The organism is Pseudomonas sp. PDM22 (assembly GCF_014851965.1).
GTDB lineage: Bacteria > Pseudomonadota > Gammaproteobacteria > Pseudomonadales > Pseudomonadaceae > Pseudomonas.
In genome coordinates, this window is record NZ_JACVAR010000003.1 from 405,568 (window position 1) to 430,539 (window position 24,972).

A 24,972-nucleotide genomic window follows, 5' to 3' on the forward strand; every position below is an offset into this window, starting at 1 on the left:
AACGAATCAGAACTGCACCTGCACGCCCTGCTCACGCATCGCGTTGAGCCGGTAGCGCAGCGCGCGGGTGGTCATGCCCAGGCTTTCGGCGGCCTTGGTCTTGTGCCCGCCGAAGCGGCGGATGGTGTCGATGACGTGCTGGTACTCGGCGAGCTTGCCACTGGCGCGCAGCGCGGCGCGGCCACCTTCGGCCGCCAGCGGGATCACCGCCGCGACGGTGGCCAGCGGCAGTTGCGGTGCGGCCAGGCCGAGGTCGCGGGGCTGGATGAACAAGCCGTTGCGCAGCACCAGGGCGCGTTGCAGGGTGTTCTCCAGCTCGCGCACGTTGCCCGGCCAGTCGTGTTGCAGCAGCGCGCGGCCGGCGGCTTCGGTGAGCAGGTCGTGTTCGGCATCCTGCGGGGCGTACTGGCGGATGAAGCGGCGCGCCAGCGGCAGCACGTCTTCCTTGCGCTCACGCAGGGGCGAGATGTGCAGCGGCAGCACGTCGAGGCGGAACATCAGGTCGGCGCGGAAGCGCCCCTCGCTGACTTCGGCCTGCAGGTCACGGTTGGTGGCGGCGATGATGCGCACGTCCAGTTCGATCTCGCGGCGGCCGCCCAGGCGCTCCACGCGCTGTTCCTGCAGCACACGCAGCAGCTTGGCCTGCAAGGCCAGCGGCAATTCGCCGATTTCGTCCAGCAGCAGGGTGCCGCCGTTGGCCAGTTCGAACTTGCCCGGCTGGGCAGTCACCGCGCCGGTGAAGGCGCCGCGTTCGTGGCCGAAGAGGATGGATTCGAGCATCGCCTCGGGAATCGCCGCGCAGTTCACCGCGATAAATGGCGCGTCCGGGCTGGCGATACCGTGGATGTAGCGGGCCAGCAGTTCCTTGCCGGTACCGGTTTCGCCGGTGACCAGGATCGGTGCGCGGGTCTGTGCGACCCGTTGCGCCATGGCCAGCAGGCGGCGGCCGGCCTGGGAACGCGAGACGAACAGCTCCTGGGCGGCGCTGGAGGCCTCCTGGCGGCGCAGCAGTGCGGCCAGCTGGCCGGCGCCGAAGGGCGAGAGCAGGTAGTCGACACAACCGAGGTCGAGCAGGGTGGCGGCCTTGTCCTGCTCTTCATAGCCGACGATGGGCACCACGTCGCGCTCGCGGCCATCGCTGAGCAGCGCGCCGACCTGCGCATAGAGGTCCGGGGCGGGGAAGGCGCCGGCGAGGATGAACAGCAGGGCAGCGTCACTGCGTGCACGGGCCAATTCGGCGAAGCCGGAGAAGCGCTCGACGCGGCAGCCTTCGGCCAGCAGCGTCTGCAAAAGGAGGGCGTGAGCGGCGTCCGAGGACGGCCCGATGATCGCAACTTTTTTCTGCGCCGGCCGCTCTTCGAGCAGCGTTTCACATAATTGGTCGATCGACTGGCTTAAACTGTTCACCGCAACTTTCCATTCGCTAGTGCGTTCGACAACCCTCCTTCGCTCAACGCCAGCATCGACCGAAAACTGTTATCGGCGACTGCGGAACTTCTTTGCGGATCGGCTATCTCACGGGTGGCATTGCAACAACTTCGTCACAACTGAAGTCGCTGCAACCTGTAACTAACTCACCCACACTAACAAGTGCCAGCACTACGCCATAGCTTCCCGCCGATTAATTTAAATCAATAGACAAAAAGTTCCGTCAAAAACAGCATTTGATATCTATTGATTTAATCGTACGACCTCAGATCGCTATCATTGCGCCACGTCAGCAGCCTGTGACGCAGCAGTCACGGGCTTCCTGAAAGACAGAGCATGCCGCGAGCAACGATCAGCCGATCCCGGCGGTCATGACACCTCCCGTGTCCTTGGGCAGATGGCAGATCGAACCTGGAAGTACGACGCTGAGCATGACTGGTAAATCAAAAGTCCACCATGGCGTGCCCGCCGATAGTCTGATTCGACTGAAACCGCAGAAACTCGGCCGGCATTATCACAAGATTCCGCAGTACATCAAAGAGATCTCCGGAAAGTACCCGAGGATCATCAGCGACTACTTCCTGCGGCATTATCGAATCAATCTCGAACTGGATAACCTGAGCATTCACGAGGAACTTCCCCGTGAGCTGGAGTGTTTATTCGATTCGCCCCTGGGCAAGTTCGGTTTCGCCATGGACCGCGCCCTGCTCACCGAAGTCATCGAGTGCTATTACGGCGGCACCGTGGTCGCCAATCGCGACACGCCGCCGATCAGCAGCTCCGAGCAGCGCATGCTCGACCGCCTCGGCCTGGACGTGGTGGACCTGTTCGGCCGCGCCCTGCTGATGGGCGAATCGGTCGGCCGTCTGCAGCAGATCGACCCCACCTATGAAGAAGTGCAGTGGGAGTACGTCGCCGAGTTCAGCTACGTCAGCCACCTGACGGGCGAGCGCTCCTCGCTCTACCTCTACCTGGACAACCCGCTGGCGGACGAACTGACCCGCCGCCTCGCCGGCCCGCCGCCGCCGCGCCTCACCGGCAACCCGGTGGAGCACATCAAGCACCTGCCGCTGCGCCTGGACTGCGTGGTCGCCGCCGCGCGCCTGCCGCTGTCGCAGGTGCTGGCCCTGGAGCCGGGCGATGTGCTGACGATCCGCCCGCTGGAGCGCGTCGAAGTGCGGGTCAACCAGCAGAAGCTGTTCCGCGGCGCCATCTTCGAAGACGACGGCACCCTCTTCCTCTCCTCCCTGGAAAGCGTGAAAAACCCATGACCGGTTCTCTCTCCGACTCCGAGTTCGAGTCGCTGATCAACGACGGCGACCTGGGCCTCACCCAGGACGTCACCGATATCCCCGCCGAGCCCGTGCGCGCACCGCTGCCGCAGCAGGACCTGAGCTTCTTCGGCAAGATCCCGGTGAACGTCACCCTGGAAGTCGCCTCGGTGGAAATCTCGCTGAAGGAGCTGATGGACGTGGACGGGGGCAGCGTGATCATCCTCGACAAGCTCGCCGGCGAGCCGCTGGACGTGAAGGTCAACGGCGCGCTGTTCGCCAAGGCCGAGGTGGTCGTGATGAACGGCAACTACGGCCTGCGCGTGCTCGAACTGTGCGGCGCCAGCCTCGACGCCCTGACGGCGTGATGCTGTCCCGCTGCCTGGCCACGCTTGGCCTGCTCATCGCCGCGCTCTGCCCGCTCTACGCGCAGGCGGCCGGCGGCGAGGTCACGCTGTTCAACCTGCACGATACGGCGGACGGCCAGGCCTTCAGCGTCAAGCTGCAGATCCTCATCGTCATGACCCTGCTGGGCTTCCTTCCGGCGATGCTCATGCTGATGACCTGCTTCACCCGCTTCGTCATCGTGCTGGCAATCCTGCGCCAGGCCATCGGCCTGCAGCAGAGCCCGCCGAACAACGTGCTGGTGGGCATCGCCCTGGTGATGACCCTGCTGGTCATGCGCCCGGTCTGGCAGGACGTCTACAGCAATGCCTACCAGCCCTTCGAGGCCGACCAGATCAGCCTGGAAGACGGCCTGGGCCGCGCCAAGCAGACCCTCAGCCGTTTCATGCTCGCGCAGACCAACCGCACCTCGCTGGAAACCATGGTCAGCCTGGCCGGCGAGACGGTGCCGGAGAACCTCAACGACCTGGACTTCTCCCTGCTGCTGCCGTCGTTCGTGCTCAGCGAGCTGAAGACCGCGTTTCAGCTGGGCTTCATGATCTTCATCCCGTTCCTGGTGATCGACCTGGTGGTAGCCAGCGTGCTGATGGCGATGGGCATGATGATGCTCTCGCCGATGATGATCTCGCTGCCGTTCAAGCTGATGATCTTCGTGCTGGTGGACGGCTGGGCCCTGATGATGGGCACGCTGACCAGCAGCGTGCAGCCGTTTTAGCGGCCCTGACGGAAAACCAAAGATGCTCACTCCGGAAAGCGCCGTCGATATCGTCTCCAACGCCGTGCACATCACCGCGCTGATCGTCTGCGTGCTGATCGTGCCGAGCCTGATCGGCGGCCTGCTGGTGAGCATTTTCCAGGCGGCCACGCAGATCAACGAGCAGATGCTCAGCTTCCTCCCGCGCCTGCTGATCACCCTGGGGATGCTGGTGTTCGCCGGCCACTGGATATTGCGCACGCTCTCGGAGCTGTTCATCGAGTCGTTCCACCAGGCGGGCCGCCTGGTCGGCTGATGCCATGCAGCAAGGCGCATCCATCCTGCAGGCCTTCGACTACCTGCAAACGCTGCAGGCCTGGTGGTGGCCCTTCTGCCGGATCATGGCGGTGTTCGCCCTGGCGCCGATCTTCAGCCACAAGGCGATCCCCATGCGCCTGCGCATCCTCCTCGGCCTGGCCCTGACCGTCGCCCTGGGCGCCGCGCTGCCGCGCCCGCCGGCCATCGATCCGCTGTCCGCGCAGGGCCTGCTGGTGGCGCTGGAGCAGATCGTCTTCGGCCTGATGCTGGGCCTTTCGCTGATGCTGGTGTTCACCGTGTTCACCCTGGTGGGCGACGTGATATCCACCCAGTTGGGCCTGAGCATGGCGGTGTACAACGACCCCATGAACGGCGTGTCGTCGTCCTCGATCTTCTACCAGCTGTACTTCATCCTGCTGGTGTTCCTGTTCCTCTCCATCGACGGCCACCTGCTGGTGGTGAGCATCCTCTACCAGAGCTTCATCTACTGGCCGGTGGGCAGCGGGCTGCATTACCTGGGACTGGAGTCGGTGGCCGGCAGCCTCGCCTGGGTGTTCTCCGCCGCCGTGCTGATCACCCTGCCGGTGGTGTTCTGCATGACCCTGGTGCAGTTCTGCTTCGGCCTGCTCAACCGCATCTCGCCGGCACTCAACCTGTTCTCCCTGGGCTTTCCCATGGCGATCATCGCGGGCCTGGCGTGCATCTGGCTGACCCTGCCGGACATCCCCGAGAACTACCTCAAGCTCACCCGCCAGTTGCTCGATGCCATCGGCGTGATCTTCCGCGAGGGGCGCCATGGCTGACCAGCACAGCGCCCAGGAGAAAACGGAAGAGGCCTCCCAGCAGAAGCTGAAAAAGAGCCGCGAGGACGGCCAGGTCAGCCGCTCCAAGGACCTCTCCACCACCCTCTCGCTACTGGCCACGCTGGTCGCGCTGAAGTTCTGCGTGGAGCACTTCTACGATGGCATCAGGCAGGGCTTTGCGCTGTCCTTCATCGATCTGCGGCACAGCGAGATCGGCCTGGACGACCTGCCGCTGGTGCTCGGCCACCACCTGGTGCTGTTCATCACCACGCTGCTGCCGCTGCTGGTCACGCCGCTGCTGGTGGTGCTGTTCTCGATGATCCCCGGCGGCTGGATCTTCTCCAGCAAGAACTTCATGCCCAAGCTGTCCAAGCTCAACCCGATCACCGGGCTTGGGCGCATCTTCTCGATGCAGAACTGGACGGAGCTGGCCAAGTCGCTGCTCAAGATCGTCGTGCTGATCCTCGTCGCCCTCTATCAGTTGCACGGCGCCCTGCCCGGCCTGCTGGCGCTGCAGCGCAGCAACGTGCACAGCGCCATTGCCGCCGCCTTCGGCACCTTCTACGACATCACCCTGTCGCTGCTGGTGGTGTTCATCCTGTTCTCGGTCATCGACATCCCGATCCAGTACTTCTTCTTCAAGAAGAAGCTGCGCATGACCAAGCAGGAGCGCAAGGAAGAGCACAAGAACCAGGAAGGCCGACCGGAAGTGAAGGCGCGCATCCGCCAGATGCAGCGCCAGCTGGTGCACCGGCAGATCAGCAAATCGATCAGGACCGCCGACGTGGTGATAGTGAACCCGGTGCATTTTGCCGTGGCGCTGCGCTACGACCCGAAGAAGGCCCAGGCGCCCTACGTGGTCGCCAAGGGCCTGGACGAGACCGCGCTGTACATCCGCAAGCTGGCCAAGGCCCATGACCTTGAAGTGCTCGAATTGCCGCCGCTGGCGCGCGCCATCTACGCCACCACCCAGGTGAACCAGCAGATTCCCGCGCAGCTGTACAAGGCCGTGGCCCACGTCCTCACCTACATCCTCCAGCTCAAGGCCTGGCGCTCCGGGCGCCGTGAGCGGCCGGAGCTGATCAAGAACGTCCCCATTCCCGAAGAACTGCTGAACAGAGTCTGACCATGCGCCTACTGCAGTCACTATTGCCGACCTTCCAGAGCGGCCGCATCGGCATCCCGCTGATCATCCTGTCGATCCTCTCGATGATCATCCTGCCGCTGCCGCCGCTGGTGCTGGACGCCCTGTTCACCTTCAACATCGTGGTGGCGATCCTGGTGCTGCTGGTCAGCGTGTCGTCGAAAAGTCCGCTGGACTTCTCCCTGCTGCCCACGGTGATCCTGGTCACCACGCTGCTGCGCCTGACCCTCAACGTCGCTTCCACCCGCGTGGTGCTGCTCGACGGCCACACCGGCACGGGCGCGGCCGGCAAGGTGATCGAAGCCTTCGGCCACGTGGTGATCGGCGGCAACTTCATCGTCGGCCTGATCGTCTTCGTGATCCTGATGATCATCAACTTCATGGTCATCACCAAGGGCGGCGAGCGTATCTCCGAGGTGACCGCGCGCTTCACCCTGGACGCCCTGCCCGGCAAGCAGATGGCCATCGACGCCGACCTCAACGCCGGCCTGATCGACCAGAACGAAGCCAAGCGCCGCCGCTCGGAAGTGGCCAAGGAAGCCGACTTCTACGGCGCGATGGATGGCGCCTCGAAGTTCGTCCGCGGCGACGCCATCGCCGGCATCCTGATCCTGCTGATCAACCTGTTCGGCGGCCTGGCCATCGGTGTGTTCGTCTACGACCTGCCGGCCGGTGCGGCCTTCCAGCGCTACGCCCTGCTGACCATCGGCGACGGCCTGGTGGCGCAGATTCCGGCGCTGCTGCTGTCCACCGCGGCGGCGATCATCGTCACGCGGGTCAACGAGTCGGCGGAAATCACCAGCCTGGTGCGCAAGCAGATGCTGGCCTCGCCGTCGCTGCTCTACACCGTCGCCGGCATCCTCGTGGTGCTCGGCCTGGTGCCGGGCATGCCGCACATCGCGTTCTTCGCCTTCGCCGCGCTGGTGGCCTTCATCGCCTGGCGCCTGTCACTGGCCGGCCCGCCCATCGAGGCGACTACGCTGGAGCAGACCCAGGCGCTGACGCAAGCGATGGACCAGGAGCGCGCGCAGCAACTGGGCTGGGAAGACATCCCGCTGGTGGAGCGCCTGTCGATCTCGCTGGGCTACAAGCTGGTCAGCCTGGTCAACGAAGCCAGCGGCGCGCCGCTGCCGCAACGGATTCGCGGAGTGCGCCAGACGCTCTCGGAAAGCCTGGGCTTCCTCCTGCCGGAAGTGCAGATCCGCGACAGCCTGCGCCTGAAGGCCTCGCAGTACGCCATCCACATCAACGGCGAGCGCATCGACGGCGCGGAAATCCACGCCGACCGGCTGATGGCGATTCCCTCGCCGGAACTCTACGGCGAGATCGACGGCATCCTCGGCGTCGACCCTGCCTACCGCATGCAGGTGGTGTGGATACTGCCGGCGGACAAGTCCCGCGCGCTGAACCTGGGCTACCAGGTGATCGACTGCGCCAGCGTGGTCGCCACGCACCTGAACAAGGTGGTGCGCGAGCACCTGCCGGACATCTTCAAGCACGACGACGTCGAGCACCTGATGCAGCGCCTGACCCTGCAGGCGCCCAAGCTGGCCGAATCGCTGAAGGCGCAGCTGACCTACTCGCAGCAGCACCGGGTATTCCGCCAGCTGCTGCAGGAGGAAGTGGCGCTCAAGGACATCGTCACCATCGCCAGCGCCCTGCTCGAAGGCAGCGAGACCACCAAGGACCCGGTGCTGCTGGCCTCCGATGTGCGCTACGCGCTGCGCCGCAGCATCGTCTCGTCGATTGCCGGCGACCGCCCGGAGCTGAGCGTGTTCGTGCTGGAGAACGCCCTGGAAAACACCCTGCTCGGCGCCCTGAGCATCGCCCAGCAGGCCGGCCCGGTGAGCCTGGACAACATCCCGGTGGAGCCCAGCCTGCTCAACCAGCTGCAGCACAGCATGCCGGTGGTGAAGGAAAAGCTGCGCAAGGAAGGCCACCCGCCGATCCTCACCGTGATGCCGCAGCTGCGACCGCTGCTGGCGCGTTACGCACGGGTGTTCAGCCCGGGGCTGCACGTGCTGTCGCAGAACGAGATTCCGGAGCGGGTCGGGGTGCAGATATTGGGGACGTTGGGGTAGGGAGTTCCAGGGAACCCGGAGCTGGGTGTTGCCCTCTCCCTAACCCTGGCTGCGCGCCCCGCTCCGAAGGGAGAGGGGACTGATCGGCATGGGTAGGAAGATTAGCGCTCGCCGGTTAACGCTGTGGTTGCAGTGCACACCGAACGACTCCCTCTCCCTTCAGGGAGAGGGCTGGGGAGAGGGTGCATCAGACTGCACCCAAGCCAACCCCATCACGACAACCGCGCCCGCCCCAACAAACTCCGGTTGAAACTCACCGACATCGAGGTCACCAGTTCGGTGAACGCCGCGCTCGGCCGGTCCAGCTTGAAGCCCTGTTCGAAGCGCGCGTTCTTGGCGTCCTTCTTCGACCACTGGCAGATCGCGGTGATATCCACCGAGCGGGTGTGATCCTCGCGCACCGGGATCTCCAGGCGCATGTCGTAGCAGCTGCCCGGCGCCAGCGGCTCCTCCGTCACCAGCCGCAGGCCGCCCATCGAGACGTCCAGGACCACCCCCATGAGGTCGCCGCTCAGGCGGTTGGTCACGTTGATCTGGCCAATGTGGCGGAAGGTCAAACGACGGTGCTTGCGCATGGCGGCCTCTTGTGGGGAACGGGCTCTGGGACGGGCGCTTCAGGGAGCGAAACGCGCGCGCATCCTAGCAGCGCCAGCACCTCAAACGAACTCAAAAGCTATCAACTGGCCAGTATTTGGCGCGAATCGCCACGCCTTCCATCGCCCGGCGCGGCGCTGCACCCCTGCAGCGGATACTCTGCACTCTGCGCTGCACGATTGCGCGCAGTGCTGCATTTTTGCATACACCCTTGCGCGCCACCCCACGGCACACGGGCGTTTCAGGCTGGCATGCAACATGCCTTGGTCTCCTTGAGTGCCGCTCGCTTGCGGCCGGGCGAGCGCATCGCCCTGTTGGGAATTTGCCTTGGAGGGAGAAATGGACCCGCTAAAACTGCTGCTGGACAGGGGCCTGCTGCTGTCTGACAGACTGACGTCCCAGGGACGCTTCATCGAGGTCTCCGCCGAGCAGACCGACCAGCTCGGCTACGCACCCGGTTCGCTGGACGGCCAGGGCGCCGAGCTGGTCTATACCGCCGACTCGCTGAACGCGCTGATGCAGCTGTTCGCCAGCCCGCCGGCGGATGAGCGCGTCCAGGACCTGGAGCTGACCCTGATCCGTCACAACGGCGGCCTGCTGCCGGTACTCGCCAGCGGCGTGCTGCAGTGGCGCGACGGCGAGCCCGCGCGCCTGCACCTGGTGAAAATGCCGCTGGGGCCGATCAGTCGACGCCTGGGTGAGCTGCAGAGCGCCAACGAGGTGATGAGCCAGATGCTCTTCAGCGCGCGGGTGGCCTACTGGTGCATCGAGTTCGCCGAGTCGGTGGACGTGCGCGAAACGCCCGACGAGATCGTCCGCCAGGTGTTCGAGAACCGCTCCTACTGGCGCATGTGCAACCGCGCCATGGCCAACATCTACGAGATGCCCGCCGACGTCGATTTCAGCGAGCAGCCGGTGCGCCTGTACTGGCCACGCAGCCCGGCCAACGAAGAGTTCGTGCGGCGCCTGATCGAAGCGGAATTCCACGTCGACGGCGCACTGTCGGTGGACCGCCGCCACGACGGCTCGCCGGCCTACGTGGAGAACGACGTGCGCGCCAGCATCCATAACGGCCGCCTGCTGCGCATGTGGGGCAGCCTGCGCGACGTCAGCCAGGAACTGCGCATGCAGCACGACGCCGAGCAGCGTATCGAGGCGCTGCGCCGGGTCTTCGACGCGGTGCCCGACGCCGTGCTGGTGATCGACGAGCAGGCCCAGCCGCAATGGCGCAACGCGGCCTTCGAGCAGACCTTCGGCATCACCCGTGCCGCCGGCCTGGCCTCCACGCTGAACCGCATGCCGCTGCCCGAGCGCACCTGGCAGGTACTCGACCTGCCCGACCAGTTCGGCAACTACCAGTCCTTCAACAGCCACTGCTCGCGCATCCTCATCCGCGAGGGCGTGGCCTGGCGCGTCTTCGTGCTGCGCTTGGCGAACAACGCGACGGAGCTCCATCCATGAGCAAAGAAGCATGAGCGAAGAAGGCTTCTTCGCGCCGCTGCGCATGGGCATGCGCTCCTCGGTCAGCGCGTCGGGCGAGATGCTCTCCGCGTTGCTGGAGACGCCGGCGCTGCACGCCCTGCTCGACAGTTTCAGCGAGGCGGTGATCGTCTGCGACGGCGACTCGCGGGTGCGCTTCATCAACCTCGCGGCGGAACGGGTCAACCGCGTCACCCGCCTCGATGTGCTGGGCCTGAGCGACGTGGACTTCTTCCAGCGCTCGGCGCTGCAATTCGACGACTTCCAGCAGGCCCTGCGCCGCGGCGGCAAGAGCGCGCTGACCCGCTCGCGCGACGGCCGGGTGTTTCTCACCCGCGCCCAGGCGGTGCCGACGACGGCCTACGAGAAGCCCTACAACCTGCTGATCCAGCGCGAATACGAGCCGGGCACGGCGGGCAGCCTGCGCAGCCCGTCCGGGCGCGCCTCGACCACCGACCTGCAGGGCCTGGGCGACCCGCAGGACAATGCGCTGCACATGTCCCCACTGCTCTCCTCCATCGCCGACATGGGCGTGCGCGCGTTCCGCCGCCGCGCCCGCCTGCTGCTGCTCGGCGAACCCGGCGTGGGCAAGACCGCCATCGCCCGGCACATCCACCGCGCCGCCGGCTGGGGCGACCGGCCCTTCATCGACGTGAACTGCGCGAGCATCCCGGAAACCCTGTTCGAGTCGGAGATGTTCGGCTACGAGCGCGGCGCCTTCACCGGCGCGCTGCAGTCGGGCAAACGTGGCTACATCGAGAGCGCCTCGGGCGGTACGCTGTTCCTCGACGAGATCGGCGAGATCCCGCTGCAGGTGCAGGCCAAGCTGCTCAAGTTCCTCGAGGACGGCACCATCCAGCCGGTGGGTTCGCCGCTGTCGAAGCAGGTCCAGGTGCAGGTGATCGCCGCGACCAACAAGGATTTGCGCGCCCAGGTGGCCGCCGGCGAGTTCCGCGCCGATCTCTACTATCGCCTGGCCGTGCTGCCAGTGGAAATCCCGCCGCTGCGCGCCCACCGTGACGACCTGCCCGTGCTGATGGACATCCTCCTGGCGCGCATCAACCGCGACCGCCAGCCGCCGCTGCGCTTGTCCTCGAACTGCCGCGAGCGTCTGCTGGCCTATGACTTCCCCGGCAACATCCGCGAGCTGGTGAACATCTTCGAGCGCCTCGCCGTGCTCGCCGACGACGTGGCGGAAGAGCTGCACCTGCCGCCCGAACTGCTCGGTGCACCACCCGCCGGCAGCCCGGTCGCGCTCGACGAACCGGTGGCGGCCATCGACGACCAGCCACTCAAGGCCCAGGTGCAGCGCTACGAGCGCCAGGTGATCCTGCGGGCCGTGCGCCTGTGCGGCAGCAAGCGCAAGGCGGCGGTCCACCTGGGTATCGACGTCGGCACCTTGATTCGCAAGTTGCAGCGCGACGATTGAGCGCCGGCCTGTCGGCCTGATCGCGGGCATGGCCCGCTCCTACAAGAGCGTCTGCGCCGTGCGCCCCGGTTGCTGTAGGAGCGGGCCATGCCCGCGACAGCACCACGCCGCCCCATCGCGGACGAAGTCCGCTCCTACGAAAATTCCACCCCATCGCCTGCCTGCGCGGGACCACCCGGTCACGCCGCCTTCCCGCACCCGGCAGAAACGCCCCTGCGACAATCCACCGCTGCAAGGCTGCCTACAGGCGTTGTCATTTCTGCTTACACCTGCGCTTTCAGATTTTAACTTTTCCCTTTAATTTCAATAGGTTAACTATTTGGCACAACCTGTGCTCTGTGTATCTCCGACCCGTGGCCGTGCACGGGTCCTCGAATCGCGCCGGCGCTCCTGACCGAGAGAGCCGGCAGTTCTGGAGGCACAAGAATAATGCTCATCACAGGTATCAAGAGCCGGCCGGTCTACGACCAGTTGCGCCCGCTCGCTGGTGGTCACCACCACATCATCGCCGGCCAGGGCAGCGGCGGCGCCGCCATGCTCCGCCTGCTCGCCGAGATGCCGCGCACTGCGCCCATCCGCGTGCTGTATTCCAGCGAATCCTTCTCCGGCCAGGATCACCTCGCCGCCCTGCGCGACATCACCGACGTGGAGCTGGCGATCTATGCGAGCAACCGCGCACTGGTCGATGACCTGCATGCGCTGCTGGGCCAGTCGCACATGGGGACCCGCCTCTACCTGGCTGGCTCCGAAAGCTTCATCGGCACCGCCATGCAGGCCGCCGACGCGATCAACCTGAACAAGGACGAAGTGCTGCGCGAGCATGCCGGCTCCTTTGTGCGCCGCGTCTGGTGCGTGCACTGCGACGGCTACACCGAGAACGTCACCCAGCGCGTCTTCGACTGCCCGCACTGCGCCCGTACGCTGGTGGTCCGTGACCACTACTCCCGCCGCCTGGCTGCCTTCCAGGCAGTGAAGGCCGACGCCGAAGTCCCCGGCGAACTGCCCGATGCCGAGGAGCTCGACACATGAGCCAGTCCAACGGAACCCTGAATGTCCGCGTCACCCGCATCGAGCAGGTGACCCCGGAGATCAAGCGCTTCACCCTGGCCTCCACCGACGGCGCGCACCTGACGCCGTTCTCCGGCGGCAGCAACGTCGTGGTGCTGATGCCTCATGCCAGCGGTACCTACCGCAACGCCTACTCGCTGATGAGTTCGCCCTACGACGCCAGCGCCTACCAGATCGCCGTGCGCCGCGTGGAAGACGGCCGTGGCGGTTCGAAGCACATGCATGACGTGGTGCAGGAAGGCGACGAGCTGGAAATCCTCCGCCCGGTGAACCTGTTCCCGCTGAGCAAGCACGCGCGCCTGCACCTGTTCATCGCCGGCGGCGTGGGCATCACTCCGGTGTGCTCGCAGCTGGCCGAGCTGCGCCTGCGCGGCACGCCCTTCGAAGTCCACCTGGCAGTGCGTGGCGACGCCCACGCGCGCCTGGGTGAAGAACTGCTGCAGGAATACGGCGATGCCGTGCGCCTGTACCGCGACGAGCGTGGCGAGCGCCTGAACATTTCCGCGGTACTGGCGGACCGACCGCTGGGCAGCGACGTCTACGTCTGCGGTCCCGAAGGCATGATCCAGGCAACGATCGACGCCGCCCACGCCCACGGCTGGACCGACAGCCACATCCATTACGAGCGCTTCCTCGAACAGGGCAGCGTCGGCGAGGCGTTCCAGGTCACCCTGGCACGCAGTGGCGCGACCCTCTCCGTGTCGCCCGACCAGAGCCTGCTCGAAGCCGCCGAGGCCGCCGGCCACGAAATCCCGTACCTGTGCCGTGGTGGCGCCTGCGGCATGTGCGAGACCAACGTCCTGGAGCTGGACGGAGAAATCCTCCACACCGACGACTGGCTGTCCGACGAGGACAAGGCCGCCAACACCAAAATCATGCCCTGCGTATCGCGCGCCAAGTGCTCGCGGCTGGTCATCGACTGCTGAGCCGGAGAACGACCATGACCATCCAATTCCGCCCCGACGAAACCTACCGCGACGATTACACCTACGCGAACAGCCAGGCCTGCATCGACCGCGCACCCTGGCCCTTCCCGGACGACGAGTACATGTACTCGATGAACCTGGAGCCGCATGTCTCGGTGGGCACCGACGCCTTCCGCGCGGTGTTCGACATCGACGAGCACTACATCAGCGAGTGCCGCGACCGTGCGATCACCCTGGAGAAAGACCCGGGCATGCACTACGTCTCCGCGCCGCACATGATGGAGGCGCAGTGGGACCTGCTCGAGCTGATCATGGAGGCCTATGCCAAGGACTACCCGGAGTACTTCTCCCTGGAGAAGGACGGCACCCGCTGGCACTGGACCAACAAGCTGCTGAACATCGACGACACCTTCACCTTCGGTGATCCGTCGACCCTGCCCTATGAGCCGATGGAATACGTCACCCGCCAGGCCCAGGGCGACTGGGTCCTGCAGGAGGAGCGCGACGGCACCCTGTACTGGGGCGCGGGCATCGCCACCCAGCGCGCCGACTACTCGCTGCGCTTCAACCTGGGCATGGCCTGGCACGAGTTCCACGGTCCGGTGCCGCTGGTGAAGGAAACCGGCATGCTCGACCGCGCGCTGAAATTCCTCCTGCGTCTGCGCAACGGCCACCCGGTGCGCCGCCTGAACTGGTCGCTGACCGTCAACCCGCGTCTGGACGTGTCCGCCGAGTCCCTGCCCGAGTGGGCGCCGGACCGCACCACGGTCACCGCCGAGAACGCTGGGCAAAAGGTCTACTTGCGCATCGAGCTGCAGCCGCTGCACCGTCTGCCGCGCAGCAACGCCATCGTGTTCCCGATCCGCACCTACCTGCTGAGCCTGGAAGACATCGCCACCAACCCGGCGTGGGCCAAGCGCATGCACCGTGTGCTCAAGACCCTCGACCAGCAGCTGGTCGACTACAAGGGCTTCACCCGCTACCACCAGCAGGCGGTGCAGTGGCTCTCGCAGTTCGACGACGGCCAGTAACTCTCCACAACGAGCAAAGCCGCGCAACACACACAACTAAAAACCCGAAAAGGGAACCGGCGGGCGTCGTGAGGCCCGCCGGCCGATTGCCTTCTGCCCATCAACCCCCCGAGAGGAAACAACGATGAGTGGGTCCCCTGCCAAGCGTGCCGCTGGCGTAACCGATTCCGATGCCGAGCAGCTCGCTGCCCTCGGCTACAGCTCCAACTTCGAACGCAGCATGAGCCTGTGGGAGAACTTCTCCCTGGGCTTCACCTACCTGTCGCCGGTCGTCGGCGTCTACACCCTGTTCGGCCTGTGCCTGGCCGCCGGTGGGCCGCCGATGTTCTGGACCTACCTGCTGATCGGCCTGGGCCAGATGCTGGTGTGCCTGGTGTTCTGCGAAGTGGTCTCGCAATTCCCGATCTCCGGCGGCGTCTACCCCTGGGCACGCCGCCTGGTGGGCAAACGCTGGGCGTGGATGGTCGGCTGGGTGTATGCCTGGGCGCTGTGCACTTCCATCGCCGGCATCGCCGTCGGCGCCAGCCCCTACATGGCTGCCATGCTCGGCTTCGACATGCACGGCAACGCCGCCATCGGCATCGCCCTGGCGCTGATCGCGCTGTCCACCGTGCTCAACCTGTCCGGCACCAAGCTGCTGGCACGCGTCGCCATGTTCGGCTTCATCTGCGAACTGGGCGGTGCGCTGCTGGTGGGCGGCTACCTGCTGATCTTCGAGCGCCACCAGCCGTTCAGCGTGCTGTTCAACACCTTCGACATCAAGATCGACGGCAGCTACTGGCCGGCCTTCCTCGCCGCGTCCCTGGCGGGGCTGTTCCAGTACTACGGCTTCGAGGCCTGCGGTGACGTCGCCGAGGAAACCCCGAACCCCGGCAAGATGATCCCCAAGACCATGCGCATGACCATCTACATCGGCGGTGCCGCCGCGATGTTCGCGTGCCTGGCGCTGATCCTCTCGGTGCCGGACATCCAGCGCGTGATCAACGGCGAAGACACCGACCCGGTAACCACCATCCTCGCCAACGCCTTCGGCCCGGTGGGCTCGAAACTGGTGATGGCCGTGGTGATGGTGTCGTTCGTCTCCTGCGTGCTGAGCCTGCAGGCCGCCGCCAGCCGCCTGCTGTTCGCCTATGCCCGCGACGAGATGATCGTCGGCAGCAAGGCCCTGTCGAAGCTGAACTCCAACCACGTGCCAGCCGTTGCGCTGGTGGTGGCGGGCGTGATGCCGGCAGCCATCGTCTGCCTGGGGCTGTTCATGGGCGACGCCGTGGCCACCATCGTCGGCTTCGCCGCGATCGGCATCTACGTGTCCTTCCAGCTGATCGTCATCGCCTCGCTGATCGCCCGCGCCAAGGGCTGGGTGCCCGGCGGCCACTTCAGCCTCGGCAAGTGGGGCGTGCCGGTGAACATCGCAGCGCTGATCTACGGCGTGGCGGCGATCACCAACATGGTCTGGCCACGCACCCCGGACGCACCCTGGTACATGAACTACTCGATGATCCTCACCACCGTCGTGGTGATCGGTGCGGGCCTGGTCTACATGCTGCTGGCCAAACCCTACGACAAGGGCACGGCACCGGCGGGCGACGCCCACCGGATCTCCGGCCGCCAACTACCCGCGCGCGCTACGGGCGCGCTGACCGAACCGGCTTGATCGCAACGTTGACGCAATTCGGGCCATACGCCTGAGGGGCTGCGTCTGGAGCGTCACCTACCCCTGGTGACGGTCCCCTGCGTTTGCGCGACGGACCCGCCATCCCCGCGATGGCCGGTCCGTTTTTTTATGCCCGGGTTTTTGTAGGAGCGAGGGGGACGCCTAGTTCCTGCTCGCGAACGGATTTTCCGGCGGCTCCAGCGCTGGGCGGTTCGCGAGCAAGCTCGCTCCTACGAAGAGCACGCTATCGGGCAATCCACAGCAGGCACAGGGAGAGCGTGACCAACGACCCCAGCGTCGACACCAGAATGCTCCGCGACACCACCGCGGCCTCGCGCTGGTAGTACTCGGCAAGCATGAACGGCCCGGTGCCAGTGGGCAGCGCGCTGAGCAGCAGCGCCGAATCCGCCCACAGCGGTGGCAGGTCGAAGACCTTGTAGGCGAGGAAGCCGGTGAGCAGCGGCTGGCCAACCAGCTTGATCGCCACCAGCGGCCAGGCGCCGACCTGCTCGCCCTCCTGCTTCTGCGCCAGGAACAGGCCCAGCGAGACCAGCGCGCAGGGCGTGGTGGCAGCCGCGAGCATGTCGAGGAAGTGCAGCAGCGGCGCTGGCAGGCCGATACCGGTCACTGCCCAGAGGCCACCGATGATCGGCGACACCACCAGCGGGTTCTTGCCCAGCGCCTTGCTCACCACCCAGACGGCGCGGCTGATGTGTTTCTCTTCCTGCAGCCCGACCTCGATGCAGACTACGGCGATGGCGAACAGCACGCAGACCACCAGCAGCGAGGCGATCAGCGCCGGCTCCAGGCCGTCCTGGCCGAACACCAGCAGGCACAGCGGAATGCCCATGTACCCGGTATTGGCGTAGGACGCGCTGAGGCCGTCGATACTCGCCGCCGGTAGTGCGCGGCCCTGCATCAGGCGCCAGACGAGGGTGGCGAAGAACACCAGCAGGCAGCCGCCGGTAAAGGCGGCGAGGAAGCCCGGCTGCCAGATTTCCGCCCAGGTGGCGGTGGCGGTGACCTTGAACAGCAGCGCCGGCAGGCACAGCCAGACCACCAGCTTGTTGATCTCCGAAGCCGCCTGCGGGCCGAGGCGGTTGGTGCGCCGGCACAGCCAGCCGACCAGGATCAGCGCGAAGATCGGCAGGACGACGGCGAACACGGTGTGCATGGCAGGGAACCTGGAGAGCGGGAGCGGCAGGCGAGCATAGGGTTGCCAATCGATACCGTCCAATGCTTACTAAAGCGCCAATCCATACCCAAACCGTATCGATGATCGACTTCCGCCAGCTGCGCTATTTCCTCGCCCTCGCCGAGCACCTGCACTTCGGCCGAGCCGCCGAGGCGCTGCACATCACCCAGCCGCCGCTGAGCCGGCAGATCGCCGCGCTGGAAGAAGAACTGGGCACGCCGCTGTTCGCCCGGCATTCGCGCTCGGTGGAGCTGACCGCCGCCGGCCGCGACTTCCAGCAGCAGGCCCGGGCGCTGCTCGCCGGTCTCGATCTTGCCGTGCGTTCGGCACGCGCCACGGCACGCGGCGAGCGCGGCGAGCTGCGCATCGGCTTCACCATGCTGGCTGCCTGGACGCTGCTGCCGCGCCTGCTGAAAACCTTCGCCGACGGCCACCCGGAGGTGAAGCTGGTGCTCAACGAGATGCTCCCGCGCGACCTGGGCCCGGCGCTGGACAGCGGCGAGGTGGACGTCGCCCTGACCTTCCCCGAACGCGAACCGGGCCAGCGCCTCTATCGCACGCTGCAGCGCGAGCCGCTGTGCGCGGTGTTGCCGGCCGAACACGGCCTGGCGCAGGAAGCAGAACTGGACGTGACCAAGCTGGCCGGCGAACCCTTCATCACCTTCCCGCCGGCCACCGCACCGGCCCTGCACGAATCGGTGATGGAGTGCTGCCGCCAGCACGGCTTCGCTCCGGCGGTGCGCATGGAGACGCACCTGCAGCAGACCATCGTCAACCTGGTGGCCGAGGGGCTGGGCGTGTCGCTGGTGCCGGACTCGATGCGGCGCATGCAACTGCCCGGCGTGGCCTTCCGCGCCATCGGCCGGTCGCCGCAGGTGGAGTACGGCGCGGCCTGGAGCCCGCACAACGACAACCCGTGCCTGGCGGCTTTCCTGCGCAGCGCGGGGGCCGTCGAGGCCTGAGGCCTCGGGTTCACATTGCAGGAGCGCGCCATGCCCGCTCCTACAGGTTTACGCCGGCGCCGATGAACACGTAGGGCGCATAACGCCTATGGCGTTATCCGCCAGCGCGGCGGATAACCCGTGCCGGGTTATGCGCCCTACGGAAGCCGCGCAATCAAACGCGGCCGGTCACCGGAATGCACGCGCCGGTGATCGCCGCCGCAGCGTCCGAGGCGAGGAACAGCAGCGTCGCCGCCAGTTGCTCCGGCTTCACCCAGCGGTCGAATTCCGCAGTGGGCATGTCGGCGCGGTTCTGCGGGGTGTCGATGATGCTCGGCATCAGCGCGTTGACGGTGATCCGCGCGTCCTTCAGTTCCTCCGCCAGCGCTTCGGTCAGGCGCATGACGCCGGCCTTGGACGCCGCATAGGCCCCCATGCCAAGCGCCGCGCGGGTTGCAGCTGCGGCAGCGATATTGAGGATGCGCCCGTGTCCGCGCGCCTTCAGGTGCGCCAGCGCAGCCTGGCTGGAGACCACGGCGGTGCGCAGGTTGATGCGGTACATCAGGTCCCAGGTGTCGATGTCACCATCGCCCAGGGTTTCCCAGTGGAAGCCGCCGGCCACGTTGATCAGCGCGTCGAGGCCGCCGAAATGCTCGTTGACCTGCTCCAGCGCGGTGCGGGCGGCGTCCGGGTCGGTGAGGTCGATGCCGCCGATGGACAGCGCGCCGGCCTGTGGATAACGCGGGCCGACGGCGCGGTCGAGCAACGCGACCTGCCAGCCGGCGTCGGCGAACGCCTGGCCGACCACGCTACCCAGATGGCCGAAGCCGCCGGTGATGGCGACGATCCTGTTCATGCTGCTACCTCGTGTCGGTGGGAGAGGCGTTCTTATAGGGGTAGCAGGGGTTGCGCGAAAGGTCGCGGGCGCCAGATCAGGGGACGGATCGGGACGGCGAGCAGGCCCTCTCCCAGAGGGAGAGGGTCAGGGTCGGCCTTACTTCACCAACCGCGCATCCAGGCTGTTCTGCGCCAGCCGCTGCGCCTGCTCCTTCGTCATCCCCAGGTGCTCGTGCAGGGCCTGGAAGTTCTCGGTGACATAGCCGCCGAAATACGCCGGGTCGTCCGAGTTCACCGTCACCTTCACGCCGCGCTCGAGCATGTCGAGGATGTTGTGCTCGCGCATGTGGTCGAACACGCAGAGCTTGGTGTTGGACAGCGGGCAGACGGTCAGCGGGATCTGCTCGTCGATGATGCGCTGCATCAGTCGCTCGTCCTCGATGGCGCGCACGCCGTGGTCGATACGCTCGATCTTGAGCAGGTCCAGGGCTTCCCAGATGTACTCCGGCGGGCCTTCCTCGCCGGCGTGGGCGACGGTGAGGAAGCCTTCGGCGCGGGCGCGGTCGAACACGCGCTGGAACTTGCTCGGCGGGTGGCCGACTTCGGAGCTGTCCAGGCCGACGGCGATGAAGGCGTCGCGGAACGGCATGGCCTGGTCGAGGGTCTTGAACGCCTCTTCCTCGGACAGGTGGCGCAGGAAGCTGAGGATCAGGCCATGGCTGATGCCCAACTGCTTCTCGCCATCCTTGAGCGCGCCCTGGATGCCACGCAGCACCACCTCGAAGGGCACGCCACGGTCGGTGTGAGTTTGCGGGTCGAAGAACGGCTCGACGTGGATGACGTTCTGCGCCTTGCACTTCTCCAGGTAAGCCCAGGTCAGGTCGTAGAAGTCCTGCTCGGTACGCAGCACGTCGGCGCCGGCGTAGTAGAGGTCGAGGAATTCCTGCAGGTTGTTGAACGCATAGGCCTTGCGCAGGCTCTCGACGTCGCCCCAGGGCAGGGCGACCTTGTTGCGCTCGGCCAGGGCGAAAAGCAGCTCGGGCTCCAGCGAACCCTCCAGGTGCAGGTGCAGTTCGGCCTTGGGCAGGGCATTGAGCCAGTCGTACATGGGTGAGGTCTCGTTATCGGTGGGTCAGGCGCCGGTGATTGGCACACAGGCGGACCCGGCAAGCAATTGGCAGCGGGGCGACGAGCCCCATCACGCAGTGGACAGAGATAATTCTGACGCAAAAGACAGATATCCGCGAAATCTTCCGACCGGGTCCCTTTCTAGAATCGCCTTCCACCTATCCACCCGGCCCGCCTCATGAACAAGACTCTCCTGGCCCTGCTGCTGCCGCTGGCCCTGATCGCCTGCGGGCAGCCCGGTGACCTGAAATACAACGAGGTGGTGACCTCCGCCTTCCTCTCCAACGTGCAGCGCATCGACCGGGACATGGAAGGCCTGATCAATGGCGATTTCGAACCCGGCCACAACCCAGGCCGCGGGGCGCCGGCAAAGAGCCCCGGCGAGCATATCGCCGAGCTCGAAAAGAACCTGAACCAGGTGCAGCAACTCCCGCACAGCGAGGACGCCGGCCCGTTCGCCAGCAGCCTGTCCCGTTACTACGAACTGCAGATCGGCTACTACCAGCAGCTCAAGCGTTACGCGGAGACCACCGACCAGGCGAACAAGGAGACCCTGGCGCAGAGCCTGGCGACCACCTACCGGAGCTTGCGGGCAATGCCCGAACAGATCTTCGCCGCGCAGAAGCAGTTCCTCGAGCGCACCAGCCGGCTTCACTGAGGGCCCGCGCGGCACGCCGTCGCGCGCTGGTGCGCTTACCGGGCATTGCCTAAGATGGCGCACTCGCCTCTTACGCCAATGGACATCCCCCTCGATGCTGCGCGCGCTCAAAGAAGAAAAATTCCTCCTCCTTGCCCTGCTGGTGGCGATTGCCGTGTACCCGCTGGAGCACAGCCTGCTGGGTGGCGGCAAGATGCTCGCGGGGATCGCCGCCAGCGCGCTGCTGGCGGTGATCATCGGCGTATCCCTGCGCGTGGCGCACCACGCCGAGATCCTTGCGGAGAAGGTCGGCGAGCCCTACGGCACCATGATCCTGACCCTGGCGGCGGTGCTGGTGGAGGTGGTGATCCTGGCGATCATGATGAACCACAACCATTCGCCGACCCTGGCCCGCGATACCATCTACGCCGCGGTGATGCTCGACATGAACGGCATCCTCGGCCTGGCCGCGCTGCTGGGCGGCCTCAAGCACGGCGAGCAGTCGTACAACGACGACTCCGGCAAGACCTACGTGACCATGATCCTCACCGCCGTGGGCATCTCGATGGTGGTGCCGGAGCTGATCCCGGCCGAGCAGTGGAAGCTCTACTCGTTCTTCACCATCGGCTGCATGGTCATGCTCTACGCGCTGTTCCTGCGCATGCAGACCGGCCAGCACAGCTACTTCTTCAGCTACAACTACGCCACCCACGGCGAGCATGGCGAAGGCCACGAGGCTCCCGGCAGCAGCAAGCAATCCATGGCCCTGCTGGTGGTCGGCGTGGTGCTGATCGGGGCGCTGGCGGAGGTGATGTCCAAGGCCCTGGACGTCGGCCTGGAAGGCAGCGGCGTACCGCCCATCGTGCCAGCGCTGCTGGTGGCGGCGATCTCCGCCAGCCCGGAAATCCTCACCGCCCTGCGCGCGGCCATGGCCAACCGCATGCAGCCGGTGGTCAACATCGCCCTGGGCGCGTCGCTGTCCACCGTGATCCTCACCGTGCCGGTGATCGAGGCGCTGGCGCTGTTCAAGGGCCAGCCGATCCAGATGGCGATGACCCCGCTACAGACCGGCATGATGTTCATCACCCTGATGGTCGCCGGCTACAACCTGCACGACGGCAAGACCAACGCCATCGAGGGCATGACCCATTTCGTGCTGTTCGCCACCTTCCTGATGTTGTCGTTCATGGGACTCTGACCATGCTCAAGATCTACCTCGCCGGCCCCGATGTATTCCGACCCGACGCCCTCGCCCAGGGCGAAAAGCTCAAGGCGCTGTGTGCCGAGTTCGATCTGCAGGGCCTCTACCCGCTCGATCACTCGGTGCCTGAAGGCATCGCCAATCCGCCGGAGCAGGCGTTGTGGATCTACCAGGCCAACCTCAACCTGATCGCCGAGGCGGACGTGGTGCTGGCCAATCTCAATCCCTTCCGCGGCGCCGAGCCGGACAGTGGCACGGCCTTCGAGCTGGGCTACGCCGCCGCGCTGGGCAAGCCACTGTTCGGCTACATCGATGAAGGCGGCAGCTGTGCGGAACGCCTGCCCTGCGAGTGGCACGGCGAAGAGCCGGGTCGCGACCGCGACGGCAACCAGATCGAGGGCTTCGGCCTGCCGCTGAACCTGATGCTCAGCGTGCCGGTTCGCATTGCCGTGGGCGGGCCGCGGGAAGCGCTGGAACTGCTGCGCGCGGAACTGATGCCCCTGTAGGAGCGAGCCATGCCCGCGATCCGCGCCCGCAGGGCGCGCCTGCCGGCCGATCATCAGCAACAAAAAACGCGCCCTGGGGCGCGTTTTTCGTTTCACTCGGCAGGCCGTCAGCGACGCCCTTCGAGCTTGAAGAAGAACACCTTGGTCGCCTGGCGGGCGACGATCCGCCCACCACTGACGCGTGGCTCGAAGCGCCACTTGTCCATGGCATCGCGCACGGCGTTGTCGAACATGCGCGGCGGCGAGGACTCCAGTACCTGGATGTCGGCGATGCGGCCATCGCTGGTGATGGTGAACAGCACCTTCACCCGGCCTTCGATGCCACGGTTCAGCGCCATGCGCGGGTAGACCGGCGGGTCCATGCGCAGCGGCTTGATGTCGCTGTCGTTGAGGCTGCCGGTGGGCAGGCCGGCCGGGCCCTGGGAACCGGCCGGCGCGGCCTGGGCACCCTGGGTGAACTGGCCGACGGTGGGCGCGGCGGGCGGCGGCGGTGCAGCCGGGGCCGGCGGTGCGACGGCTTCCTCGGCGGGCTCCGGGTCCGGCTCGGGCTTGGGTTTCGGCTTGGGCTTGGGCGATACCTTGGGCACGGCCTTCTCGGGCGGCTTGGGTTTCGGCTTGGGCTTCTCCACCGGCTTGGGCGGCTCGATCGGTTTCGGCGGCTCGGGCTCCGGCGGCGGCGGAGTCGGCGCGGCGGCGGGCGGCTGCTGCACTTCGGGCTTGGGCGGCAGGGTGACGACACTCACCTGCATGGCCTTGGGCATCTCGCCGGCGCCCAGATTCAGTTCGGCCGGCGTGGGCATCACCCAGACCAGCGCCGCGACGATGGCCAGGTGCATGCCGATCGCCAGGCCCGAGGACTTCCACCAGCCACCGGGGGGCGGCGGCTGTTCGCCGTCTTCCACGCCTTCGACCGGCGCGGCGTAGGGAATCAGGACCTCTTCGGGAACCACTTCCTCGTCGCGGCGGGGGCCGGCACAACTGACGAGACGCAGGGTGGCCTCATTGACGCGCTGGGCGTTCACGCTGGGCAAATGGGCGCCGTCATCCGCCGTGGCGGAAGTGAACAGCTGTTCCTCAGCGTCCACGGCAAGACTGGCGTCCGCCGCTTTGCGCGGTTGGGGTAACGACATGAGAAAGCCTGCGGGAAGAGTTCACGAAGCAGTATCTGCTGATAATTATTATCATTCACTCGTTACGCGAGGGCAACCTTCTCTGTCAGGCCGGTGCGATCGCGCAGCGCAAAAGATCGGTCTGCAAGGCCTGTGGATCAAGTTCGGCGGCCAGGATCAGCTCTATCCGGCTGTCCTTGCGCCAGGCACTGGGCGTCCACGGCGCCGGACCAACGGTACGGTTGCAGGCCAGCCAGGCGTCCTCGCCGTGCAGCACCGCCTTGGCCCGCAACAGGCCGGGAAGCCCGGCCAGCCAGGCGTCCAGCTCGGCCGTGCGGAAGCGCCAGTCACGGTGGAAGCGCCATCCGACCGCCTGTCGGCCCTCTTCGACGCGCACCTGACGCAGCGGCGACTCTCGACGCAACAGCATCGCCGGTTCGATGGACGAAGCGCCCTGCGGCAAATCAGCGCCCGTCACTTCAAGCGGCGTACTCGGCAGCTCGCCCAGCAGTAATCGGCCGTGGGTCGTCCAGCGCAACGCCGCCTCCGGCAAGCGCGCCACCAGGGCCGCACGCGCCGCGTCATCCAGCGCTTCGGACTTGTTCATCAGCAGCAGCGCCGCCTCGCCCAGCGCCAGCTGCTGCGCCTCGGGCAAGGGCTGCCCGGCCGCCAGCGCGGCAGCATCGAGCACCATCACCAGCGGCTGCACCGCCAGCACGCCCTGCCAGGGCGCGGCGCGCAGTTGCGCCAGCAGTTGCGCGGGATGGCCGAGGCCGGAGGGCTCGATGAACAGCCGTTGCGGCCTGGCCTTGCGCAGCAGCCGGCCGAGGCCGACCTGGAACGGTGCGCCGTTCACGCAGCACAGACAGCCGCCAGCGACTTCGCCCAGGGCGATGCCGTCGTCGTCACGGGACAACAGCGCGGCATCCAGGCCGACCTGGCCGAATTCGTTGACCAGCACGGCCCAGCGCTCACCCGCCGGGCGTTGCCCCAGCAAGCCCTGCAGCAGGCTGGTCTTGCCCGCCCCGAGGGGGCCGGCGATGAGATGAGTCGCGATCTGCTTCAACATTCGCCCATGGTGCCGCCTGACGCT

Annotated in this window: 23 protein-coding genes and 2 pseudogenes; 18 read left to right on the forward strand and 7 right to left on the reverse strand. The window is 66.4% G+C overall.

Features of this window, described 5'->3' with window-relative positions:
* Positions 1-6 precede the first annotated feature (6 nt).
* Positions 7-1,407 carry a sigma-54 dependent transcriptional regulator gene (locus tag IB255_RS12800; RefSeq protein ID WP_151188968.1) on the reverse strand — a complete coding sequence of 467 codons (1,401 nt, stop codon included), beginning with the start codon at positions 1,405-1,407 and terminating at the stop codon, positions 7-9.
* A gap of 452 nt (positions 1,408-1,859) precedes the next feature.
* Between IB255_RS12800 and IB255_RS12805 the strand changes: the two genes are divergently transcribed.
* From IB255_RS12805 to IB255_RS12835, 7 genes are read left to right on the forward strand one after another with little or no spacing between them, the layout of a single operon-like run.
* Complete coding sequence (locus IB255_RS12805) at positions 1,860-2,699, forward strand: FliM/FliN family flagellar motor switch protein (RefSeq protein WP_081518792.1); 840 nt, start codon at positions 1,860-1,862, stop codon at positions 2,697-2,699.
* Entirely contained in the window at positions 2,696-3,067 is a 372-nt protein-coding gene (gene fliN / locus IB255_RS12810; RefSeq protein ID WP_081518793.1) for a flagellar motor switch protein FliN, read from the forward strand. The genes IB255_RS12805 and fliN overlap by 4 nt, the downstream gene beginning before the upstream one ends.
* Positions 3,067-3,819: a flagellar type III secretion system pore protein FliP gene (fliP, locus tag IB255_RS12815; RefSeq protein ID WP_151188966.1), complete on the forward strand. Its 753-nt coding sequence runs from the start codon at positions 3,067-3,069 to the stop codon at positions 3,817-3,819. The genes fliN and fliP overlap by 1 nt, the downstream gene beginning before the upstream one ends.
* A gap of 22 nt (positions 3,820-3,841) precedes the next feature.
* On the forward strand, positions 3,842-4,114 hold the full coding sequence (locus IB255_RS12820) for a flagellar biosynthetic protein FliQ (protein WP_045213351.1): 273 nt from the start codon (positions 3,842-3,844) through the stop codon (positions 4,112-4,114).
* A 4-nt stretch (positions 4,115-4,118) separates the two neighbouring features.
* Positions 4,119-4,919 (forward strand): flagellar biosynthetic protein FliR, encoded by an 801-nt coding sequence (fliR, locus tag IB255_RS12825; protein ID WP_081518794.1) that lies wholly within the window; start codon positions 4,119-4,121, stop codon positions 4,917-4,919.
* Positions 4,912-6,045 carry a flagellar biosynthesis protein FlhB gene (gene flhB / locus IB255_RS12830; RefSeq protein WP_192210440.1) on the forward strand — a complete coding sequence of 378 codons (1,134 nt, stop codon included), beginning with the start codon at positions 4,912-4,914 and terminating at the stop codon, positions 6,043-6,045. The genes fliR and flhB overlap by 8 nt, the downstream gene beginning before the upstream one ends.
* 2 nt (positions 6,046-6,047) lie before the next feature.
* Positions 6,048-8,144 (forward strand): flagellar biosynthesis protein FlhA, encoded by a 2,097-nt coding sequence (locus IB255_RS12835; protein ID WP_192210441.1) that lies wholly within the window; start codon positions 6,048-6,050, stop codon positions 8,142-8,144.
* A gap of 212 nt (positions 8,145-8,356) precedes the next feature.
* Here the strand turns inward: IB255_RS12835 and IB255_RS12840 are convergent, their stop codons facing one another.
* Positions 8,357-8,719 carry a PilZ domain-containing protein gene (locus IB255_RS12840; protein ID WP_081518797.1) on the reverse strand — a complete coding sequence of 121 codons (363 nt, stop codon included), beginning with the start codon at positions 8,717-8,719 and terminating at the stop codon, positions 8,357-8,359.
* Between the two features lie 358 nt (positions 8,720-9,077).
* On the opposite strand from IB255_RS12840, the gene IB255_RS12845 reads away from it, so the two are divergent.
* From IB255_RS12845 to IB255_RS12870, 6 genes are all read left to right on the forward strand, one after another.
* Positions 9,078-10,199, forward strand: a complete 1,122-nt coding sequence (locus IB255_RS12845) for a PAS domain-containing protein (RefSeq protein ID WP_192210442.1) — start codon at positions 9,078-9,080, stop codon at positions 10,197-10,199.
* Between the two features lie 10 nt (positions 10,200-10,209).
* On the forward strand, positions 10,210-11,646 hold the full coding sequence (locus tag IB255_RS12850) for a sigma-54 interaction domain-containing protein (RefSeq protein WP_192210443.1): 1,437 nt from the start codon (positions 10,210-10,212) through the stop codon (positions 11,644-11,646).
* Between the two features lie 429 nt (positions 11,647-12,075).
* Positions 12,076-12,675 carry a dimethylamine monooxygenase subunit DmmA family protein gene (locus IB255_RS12855; RefSeq protein ID WP_081518800.1) on the forward strand — a complete coding sequence of 200 codons (600 nt, stop codon included), beginning with the start codon at positions 12,076-12,078 and terminating at the stop codon, positions 12,673-12,675.
* Complete coding sequence (locus IB255_RS12860) at positions 12,672-13,640, forward strand: PDR/VanB family oxidoreductase (protein WP_081518801.1); 969 nt, start codon at positions 12,672-12,674, stop codon at positions 13,638-13,640. Before IB255_RS12855 ends, IB255_RS12860 begins: the two co-directional genes overlap by 4 nt.
* 14 nt (positions 13,641-13,654) lie before the next feature.
* Entirely contained in the window at positions 13,655-14,671 is a 1,017-nt protein-coding gene (locus tag IB255_RS12865; RefSeq protein WP_081518802.1) for a heme-dependent oxidative N-demethylase family protein, read from the forward strand.
* 124 nt (positions 14,672-14,795) lie between these two features.
* A complete protein-coding gene (locus IB255_RS12870) occupies positions 14,796-16,325 on the forward strand; it encodes an APC family permease (RefSeq protein ID WP_081518803.1) in 1,530 nt (509 codons plus the stop codon).
* A gap of 244 nt (positions 16,326-16,569) precedes the next feature.
* Here the strand turns inward: IB255_RS12870 and IB255_RS12875 are convergent, their stop codons facing one another.
* Positions 16,570-17,499 (reverse strand): AEC family transporter, encoded by a 930-nt coding sequence (locus tag IB255_RS12875; RefSeq protein ID WP_192210444.1) that lies wholly within the window; start codon positions 17,497-17,499, stop codon positions 16,570-16,572.
* 101 nt (positions 17,500-17,600) lie between these two features.
* On the opposite strand from IB255_RS12875, the gene IB255_RS12880 reads away from it, so the two are divergent.
* Positions 17,601-18,482 (forward strand): LysR substrate-binding domain-containing protein, encoded by an 882-nt coding sequence (locus IB255_RS12880; protein WP_192210445.1) that lies wholly within the window; start codon positions 17,601-17,603, stop codon positions 18,480-18,482.
* Positions 18,483-18,636: 154 nt separating this feature from the next.
* On the opposite strand, the gene IB255_RS12885 is transcribed toward IB255_RS12880, so the two are convergent.
* Both IB255_RS12885 and IB255_RS12890 read right to left on the reverse strand, forming a co-directional pair.
* Complete coding sequence (locus IB255_RS12885; protein WP_151188961.1) at positions 18,637-19,317, reverse strand: SDR family NAD(P)-dependent oxidoreductase; 681 nt, start codon at positions 19,315-19,317, stop codon at positions 18,637-18,639.
* Between the two features lie 138 nt (positions 19,318-19,455).
* The gene (locus tag IB255_RS12890) at positions 19,456-20,406 is read right to left on the reverse strand and encodes an adenosine deaminase (RefSeq protein ID WP_081518807.1); all 951 of its coding nucleotides are present in this window, start codon (positions 20,404-20,406) and stop codon (positions 19,456-19,458) included.
* A 198-nt stretch (positions 20,407-20,604) separates the two neighbouring features.
* On the opposite strand from IB255_RS12890, the gene IB255_RS12895 reads away from it, so the two are divergent.
* The 4 genes and pseudogenes from IB255_RS12895 (at position 20,605) to IB255_RS12905 (ending at position 22,770) form a co-directional block, all read left to right on the forward strand.
* Complete coding sequence (locus tag IB255_RS12895; RefSeq protein WP_192210446.1) at positions 20,605-21,084, forward strand: hypothetical protein; 480 nt, start codon at positions 20,605-20,607, stop codon at positions 21,082-21,084.
* Positions 21,085-21,178: 94 nt separating this feature from the next.
* Positions 21,179-21,766, forward strand: a pseudogene (locus IB255_RS31265) (calcium:proton antiporter); the annotation flags it as partial.
* A gap of 60 nt (positions 21,767-21,826) precedes the next feature.
* Positions 21,827-22,261 (forward strand): annotated as a pseudogene (locus IB255_RS31270) (calcium:proton antiporter); the annotation flags it as partial.
* A 2-nt stretch (positions 22,262-22,263) separates the two neighbouring features.
* Positions 22,264-22,770 carry a nucleoside 2-deoxyribosyltransferase gene (locus IB255_RS12905; RefSeq protein WP_192210447.1) on the forward strand — a complete coding sequence of 169 codons (507 nt, stop codon included), beginning with the start codon at positions 22,264-22,266 and terminating at the stop codon, positions 22,768-22,770.
* A 107-nt stretch (positions 22,771-22,877) separates the two neighbouring features.
* Here the strand turns inward: IB255_RS12905 and IB255_RS12910 are convergent, their stop codons facing one another.
* Together IB255_RS12910 and IB255_RS12915 are read right to left on the reverse strand one after the other, a co-directional pair.
* A complete protein-coding gene (locus tag IB255_RS12910) occupies positions 22,878-23,900 on the reverse strand; it encodes an energy transducer TonB (RefSeq protein ID WP_081518811.1) in 1,023 nt (340 codons plus the stop codon).
* Positions 23,901-23,985: 85 nt separating this feature from the next.
* Complete coding sequence (locus IB255_RS12915; RefSeq protein WP_192210448.1) at positions 23,986-24,948, reverse strand: CobW family GTP-binding protein; 963 nt, start codon at positions 24,946-24,948, stop codon at positions 23,986-23,988.
* Positions 24,949-24,972 lie beyond the last annotated feature (24 nt).